This window comes from Amphibacillus marinus, assembly GCF_900110345.1.
Taxonomy (GTDB): domain Bacteria; phylum Bacillota; class Bacilli; order Bacillales; family Amphibacillaceae; genus Amphibacillus_D; species Amphibacillus_D marinus.
The window spans coordinates 1-2529 of record NZ_FODJ01000024.1 but is presented as its reverse complement, the minus strand read 5'-3'; the positions used below and the strand labels follow the sequence as shown (position 1 = coordinate 2529).

General features: G+C 53.0%; 1 rRNA gene. It reads right to left on the bottom strand.

Annotated features, from left to right (window positions below):
• Positions 1-3: 3 nt before the first annotated feature.
• Positions 4-2529: ribosomal RNA gene (locus BM000_RS16515) — 23S ribosomal RNA — on the bottom strand; the annotation flags it as partial.

Here is a 2529-nt window from a genome sequence, read left to right as displayed (position 1 = left end):
TTTTTAGTTAAGTCCTCGATCGATTAGTATTCGTCAGCTACACATGTTGCCATGCTTCCACCTCGAACCTATCTACCTCATCGTCTCTGAGGGATCTTACTCTTTACAGATGGGAAGTCTCATCTTGAGGGGGGCTTCATGCTTAGATGCTTTCAGCACTTATCCCGTCCATACGTAGCTACCCAGCGATGCTCCTGGCGGAACAACTGGTACACCAGCGGTATGTCCATCCCGGTCCTCTCGTACTAAGGACAGCTCCTCTCAAACTTCCAACGCCCACGACGGATAGGGACCGAACTGTCTCACGACGTTCTGAACCCAGCTCGCGTACCGCTTTAATGGGCGAACAGCCCAACCCTTGGGACCGGCTACAGCCCCAGGATGCGATGAGCCGACATCGAGGTGCCAAACCTCCCCGTCGATGTGGACTCTTGGGGGAGATAAGCCTGTTATCCCCGGGGTAGCTTTTATCCGTTGAGCGATGGCCCTTCCATGCGGTACCACCGGATCACTAAGCCCGACTTTCGTCCCTGCTCGACTTGTCGGTCTCGCAGTCAAGCTCCCTTCTGCCTTTACACTCTTCGAATGATTTCCAACCATTCTGAGGGAACCTTTGGGCGCCTCCGTTACTCTTTGGGAGGCGACCGCCCCAGTCAAACTGCCTGCCTGACACTGTCTCCGAACCGGATCACGGTCCTGGGTTAGAAGGTCAACACGATCAGGGTGGTATCCCACCAGCGCCTCCACGTAAGCTAGCGCTCACGCTTCTATGGCTCCCACCTATCCTGTACAAATCGTGCCAACATTCAATATCAGGCTACAGTAAAGCTCCACGGGGTCTTTCCGTCCTGTCGCGGGTAATGCGCATTTTCACGCATAGTTTAATTTCACCGGGTCTCTCGTTGAGACAGTGCCCAAGTCGTTGCACCTTTCGTGCGGGTCGGAACTTACCCGACAAGGAATTTCGCTACCTTAGGACCGTTATAGTTACGGCCGCCGTTTACTGGGGCTTCGGTTCAACGCTTCGCCTTGCGGCTAACGCGTCCCCTTAACCTTCCAGCACCGGGCAGGTGTCAGCCCCTATACTTCGCCTTACGGCTTCGCAGAGACCTGTGTTTTTGCTAAACAGTCGCTTGGGCCTTTTCACTGCGGCTTCTCATGCAAGAAGCACCCCTTCTCCCGAAGTTACGGGGTCATTTTGCCGAGTTCCTTAACGAGAGTTCTCCCGCTCACCTTAGAATACTCATCTCGCCTACCTGTGTCGGTTTGCGGTACAGGCACCTTTAACCTTGCTAGAGGCTTTTCTTGGCAGTGTGGAATCAGGAACTTCGATACTTCATTTCTCTCCCCATCACAGATTGTGATTGCCAGACGGATTTGCCTATCTGACTCACTCGCTGCTTAGACGCGCATATCCATCAGCGCGCTTTCCTTATCCTCCTGCGTCCCCCCGTTGCTCAAACGGTTATGAGGTGGTACAGGACTATCAACCTGTTGTCCATCGCCTACGCCTGTCGGCCTCGGCTTAGGTCCTGACTAACCCTGAGTGGACGAGCCTTCCTCAGGAAACCTTAGGCTTTCGGTGAAGAAGATTCTCACTTCTTTTTCGCTACTCATACCGGCATTCTCACTTCTAAGCGCTCCACCAGTCCTCTCGGTCTGACTTCGCTGCACTTAGAACGCTCTCCTACCATTGTTCGTAAGAACAATCCGTAGCTTCGGTGATACGTTTAGCCCCGGTACATTTTCGGCGCAGTGTCACTCGACCAGTGAGCTATTACGCACTCTTTAAATGGTGGCTGCTTCTAAGCCAACATCCTGGTTGTCTGGGCAACGCCACATCCTTTTCCACTTAACGTATACTTTGGGACCTTAGCTGACGGTCTGGGTTGTTTCCCTCTCGACTATGAACCTTATCACCCATAGTCTGACTCCCAAGGTTATATCATTGGCATTCGGAGTTTGACTGAATTCGGTAACCCGGTAGGGGCCCCTAGTCCAATCAGTGCTCTACCTCCAAGATACATGCCTTGAGGCTAGCCCTAAAGCTATTTCGGAGAGAACCAGCTATCTCCGTGTTCGATTGGCATTTCACCCCTACCCACACCTCATCCCCGCATTTTTCAACATACGTGGGTTCGGGCCTCCAGTCAGTGTTACCTGACCTTCACCCTGGACATGGGTAGATCACACGGTTTCGGGTCTACGACCCCCTACTACATGCGCCCTATTCAGACTCGCTTTCGCTGCGGCTCCACCTTTTCTGGCTTAACCTTGCAGGAGATCGTAACTCGCCGGTCCATTCTACAAAAGGTACGCCGTCACCCATTAACGGGCTTCGACTACTTGTAGGCACACGGTTTCAGGATCTCTTTCACTCCCCTTCCGGGGTGCTTTTCACCTTTCCCTCACGGTACTGGTTCACTATCGGTCACTAGGGAGTATTTAGCCTTGGGAGATGGTCCTCCCGGATTCCGACGGAATTTCACGTGTTCCGCCGTACTCAGGATCCACATCGGAGGGTATAAT